The organism is Chitinophaga sp. (genome assembly GCF_035564935.1).
Classification (GTDB): Bacteria; Bacteroidota; Bacteroidia; order Chitinophagales; family Chitinophagaceae; genus Chitinophaga.
Genome location: NZ_DATMTE010000833.1, coordinates 1 through 4314 on the forward strand (window position 1 = coordinate 1; position 4314 = coordinate 4314).

The window sequence follows — 4314 nt, forward strand, 5'->3', positions numbered from 1 at the left end:
AATGAAAATTAATATTATTCCAGCCGTTTCAGCATGATGTTATCCACCATATTAAACAGGTGCAAAGGCTGATAGGTTCGCCATTTATCGTCGTCCAGCAGGTGAACATAATAGTGCAAACGGGCTTTCTCAAATTCTTCGCGCGTTTGTACAGGCATGTTCAGGCTTACTATCCAGCCGCCATCATCGCGGATATCTTCCCACCATTCTTCATAATAACAATCATCAGAAGAATGGAAGTTCATTACATTTTCAGTGATGAGAATAAATTTTGTGATGCCCTGTGCAATAAGTGTGTCGATGATATTACGCTTCATGGTCATGATATCGTTATCAATGGCATCATTCCATTCTCCCAGTAATTCTATGACCACAAAGTTAAACTGGTAATCAGTGAAGAGGATCTTCATGTACAGGTTACGTGAGCCAAATTCATCCCATTGCGGATGTATATAATAGTTATATACCGAATTGGAATATTCAAACTCGCTGTATTCCCTTCCGTAAAATGGGGAATACTCATCTTCTTCGGCGGTGTACAAATGCCGCCAGTTGTAATATGGCTCTATGTTGTGCATACCTGGTTTATGGGTACAAAGGTTTTCAGATCATTTTCCGGTAAAGTCGTCTACCGCTTTTTTTACGCTGCCGGCCTTTAACAGCAGTTGTTGCGCCTGTTCGTAATCGGTGAGCGACAATTGCTCCATGAGCATTTTTACGCCGCGATCCACCAGCTTTTCGTTGCTAAGCTGCATGTTCACCATTTTATTATCTTCCACCCTTCCGAGCTGGATCATCACGGCGGTAGATAACATGTTCAGTACCAGCTTCTGCGCAGTGCCGCTTTTCAGGCGCGTGCTGCCTGTTACAAACTCCGGTCCTACCACCACTTCCACCGGGAAGTCGGCCGCTGCAGATACCGGCGTATCCGGGTTACAGCTGATGCTCCCTGTAACAATGCCGTGCTTACGGCATTCATTGAGCGCGCCTATTACATAAGGGGTGGTACCGCTGGCAGCGATGCCCACCACAACGTCTTTATCCGTTACATTATACGCCTGCAGGTCTTCCCAACCCTGGGTGCGACTGTCTTCCGCAAACTCCACGGCTTTGCGTATGGCACTGTCGCCACCGGCAATCAATCCCACAACCAGGCCTTGCGGCACGCCAAAAGTAGGCGGGCATTCAGAGGCATCCACTACACCCAAACGGCCGCTGGTACCGGCACCCATATAAAACAGGCGGCCACCTGCCAGCATTTTATCTGCTACCGCAGTAACCAGTTTTTCTATTTGGGGAATCGCTTTTTCTACGGCTAACGGAACGGTCTGATCTTCCTTGTTCATATTGGCCAGCAGCTCCTGCACGCTCATCTTTTCAAGATGACGGTAATGAGAAGCCTGTTCCGTTACTTTTACAAATGACATATTAAAAGGTTGAAAATGATTAACGGTGATAGTCCAGCAAACCCTCCATGGGCGTACGTAACACTTTGCCCATAGGCAATTCGTACAGCTCACACAATTCGTTGATGATATCGCGGAAATGCCAGGCCACTCCACCTGTAAAATGAAGTGCGGTAGTCCAGCTTTCCCTGTATTTATATATATGGTTAAAGAAAAAATCGTTCAGGCCGTCTTCCAGGATATTCTGGATCATATAGTGCTCGCGGTTTTCCGACAGGAACTCTGCAAACCCCGCCAGGTAGCGGTTAGCTAACGGCTTACGGTATACGCTTTCCAGGATCTCATCTTTGGTGGTGTGATACTTAAATTCGAAGCGTGCGTGGAGGTCGGCATCAAAACTATGATAGAGATAGTATTGTAATACTTTTCTTCCCAGGTAAGCGCCGCTACCCTCATCCCCCAGGATAAAGCCCAGCCCTGGATTATTCTTCACCACTTCCTTGCCGTTGTAGTAACAGGAATTGGAGCCGGTGCCCAGTATGCTTACCACGCCTTCCTGGTTGCCGCAAAGTGCACGCGCTGCGCCCATAAGATCATGCTGCACATCGTAAGCGGCGTCCGGCCAAACGGCCTTTATGGCATCCGATACCAGTTGCAGGTTCTTTTGCTGCGACAAGCCCGTTCCATAAAAAAACACATCCGTTACCCGTTTACCGGCAGGTAATTGCGGCGCCAGTTCCTTTTCCAGGATAGCCTTTATCTGCTCCGCAGTTTGAAAGAACGGGCTTACCCCCTGCGTTTTCAACACCAGGGGCTCCCCGGCGCCAAGCACGCCCCACTCTGTCTTCGTAGACCCGCTGTCTGCCACTAACTTTATTCCAGCACCCATATCCGGTTATTTATGAAATTTAAGAATCCTAAAAGTTTGCACCCGATTTATGCTATTTTTGTCACAATTTAAACAAAAGGGGTTCATAAAAACAAATGGCCGCTTTAAGTTTAAATGGTAATGATACATGTATGCAGCACATTGCTTTCCGCCAGGTGCTTTTGCTACATGGATACAAAGATTGGTCATATAAATTAGCGGGATAATAATCTGATTATGTCTAACAGGAAGTTGAATGTTTTTTTACCTCTTCTCTTTGCAGTTGTATTAGCCCTGGGAATGTTCCTCGGACATAAAATGCCTGGATCGAACAATGGAGGCGCCACTGTATTTTTTACCAAACCCAACAGGGGCCCGTTACAGGAAGTAATGGACCTCATCAAAGCAAAATATGTAGATTCTCTTAATACAGATGAGTTACAGCAGGAAGCCGTAGAAGGGTTACTGACCCACCTGGATCCTCACTCCATATATATACCGCCTTCCGAACTGCAACGCGTGAATGAAGATATGGAAGGAAACTTTGAGGGCATCGGGGTAGAATTTAATATCACGGCAGATACAGTGAACGTGGTGAGTGTACTGAGCGGCGGCCCGTCTGAATCCGCAGGCGTGCAAACCGGCGATAAGATCCTGAAAGTAAACGACAGCCTGGTGGCGGGCAACAGCATTACACCGGAAAAGATCCGTAAATTACTGAGAGGCCCGGCAGGATCTACCGTGAACACAATTATATTAAGACAAGATAAAAAGATTAACATTCCCATTAAACGGGGCGTTATTCCTTTATATAGTGTAGACGCCAGCTACATGGCGGCGCCTGGTGTGGGCTATATCAAAATCAGCAAATTTTCCGCCACCACTTACGATGAATTTATGAAAGCCATCCGGCAGCTGGAAAAACAAGGCATGCAGAAGCTGGTGATCGACCTCCGTCAGAATCCCGGCGGCTACCTGGATGCAGCCACCCGCATTGCAGATGAACTGATCGACGATCAGAAGCTGATCGTATATACAAAAGGTAAAGATTTTCCACGCACCGATTATAAAACCAAACGGCCCGGCCTTTTTGAAAGAGGCGCCCTGGCAGTACTCACCGACGAGGGTTCTGCTTCTGCCAGCGAAATCCTTGCCGGCGCTATCCAGGACTGGGACCGTGGTACTGTTATTGGCCGCCGTACCTTCGGGAAAGGCCTGGTGCAGGAACAGTACGACCTGGACAATGGCGGGGCCCTGCGCCTTACTGTAGCCCGATACTATATCCCTTCCGGCAGGAGTATCCAGAAGCCATACGGCAAAGGACACGACGATTATGATGATGATATCATTGAGCGTTATCACCACGGAGAAATGGTGAATAAAGACAGTATCAAAATAACAGATACCGTACTTTATAAAACAGCGGCAGGCCGGCCTGTTTATGGCGGAGGCGGTATTACTCCGGATATTTTCATCCCGTTTGATACCTCCCGTTTCACACCTACTTTAACCGCCATTTATACCCGCAACACATTCAGCAACTTTGCGTATCAATATTATACTACACACAGGGAAACCTTCAAATCATATAAGAACGCGGAGGATTTCACCAAAAACTTCCAGACCACGCCTGAACTGATCGGCGACTTCAAAGCCTACGCTAAAAAAGACAGTGTGCCTGGCCTCGATCATCTTACCGCCCGCGACGAAATTGAGATCCGTACCCGGCTCAAAGCTATGCTGGCCCGCCAGCTGTACAGAACGGAGGGTTTCTACGAAGCCATCAATGCGGAAGACCCGATGGTAAAGAAAGCGCTCGAAGTAGTGGCTAAGGAAAAGGGCGCAGCGGAGTAATTGTTCTTCGCCTTCGGCGAAGGAAATTGTCTTGGAACATTGATTACGCTGATTATACTGATTAGTTTGATTTTATTTTTTGGATTTAAAAGATTAGGGAAGATAGAAGCGGATGTCCGGCTTTATCTTCCCTGATCTTTTTTAAATCCTGAAGCGTCCTGAAATAAGTTGACACAAAAAACGTCA

Annotated in this window: 4 protein-coding genes; 1 reads left to right on the forward strand and 3 read right to left on the reverse strand. The window is 47.2% G+C overall.

Features of this window, described 5'->3' with window-relative positions:
• Positions 1 to 14: 14 nt before the first annotated feature.
• Genes VN105_RS21655 through VN105_RS21665 form a run of 3 tightly spaced genes read right to left on the reverse strand, consistent with a single transcriptional unit; the run spans position 15 to position 2295 of the window.
• Positions 15 to 578, reverse strand: a complete 564-nt coding sequence (locus tag VN105_RS21655; RefSeq protein WP_325644115.1) for a hypothetical protein — start codon at positions 576 to 578, stop codon at positions 15 to 17.
• A gap of 30 nt (positions 579 to 608) precedes the next feature.
• Positions 609 to 1427, reverse strand: a complete 819-nt coding sequence (gene murQ / locus VN105_RS21660) for an N-acetylmuramic acid 6-phosphate etherase (protein WP_325644117.1) — start codon at positions 1425 to 1427, stop codon at positions 609 to 611.
• A 19-nt stretch (positions 1428 to 1446) separates the two neighbouring features.
• On the reverse strand, positions 1447 to 2295 hold the full coding sequence (locus VN105_RS21665) for a BadF/BadG/BcrA/BcrD ATPase family protein (protein WP_325644119.1): 849 nt from the start codon (positions 2293 to 2295) through the stop codon (positions 1447 to 1449).
• A gap of 216 nt (positions 2296 to 2511) precedes the next feature.
• On the opposite strand from VN105_RS21665, the gene VN105_RS21670 reads away from it, so the two are divergent.
• Positions 2512 to 4128 carry a S41 family peptidase gene (locus tag VN105_RS21670; RefSeq protein WP_325644121.1) on the forward strand — a complete coding sequence of 539 codons (1617 nt, stop codon included), beginning with the start codon at positions 2512 to 2514 and terminating at the stop codon, positions 4126 to 4128.
• Positions 4129 to 4314 lie beyond the last annotated feature (186 nt).

Bases quoted from the DNA above. Each gene is read 5' to 3' on its own strand.
- VN105_RS21655 (WP_325644115.1), bottom strand. From the start codon at position 578: ATGCACAACATAGAGCCATATTACAACTGGCGGCATTTGTACACCGCC.
- murQ (WP_325644117.1), bottom strand. From the start codon at position 1,427: ATGTCATTTGTAAAAGTAACGGAACAGGCTTCTCATTACCGTCATCTT.
- VN105_RS21665 (WP_325644119.1), bottom strand. From the start codon at position 2,295: ATGGGTGCTGGAATAAAGTTAGTGGCAGACAGCGGGTCTACGAAGACA.
- VN105_RS21670 (WP_325644121.1), top strand. From the start codon at position 2,512: ATGTCTAACAGGAAGTTGAATGTTTTTTTACCTCTTCTCTTTGCAGTT.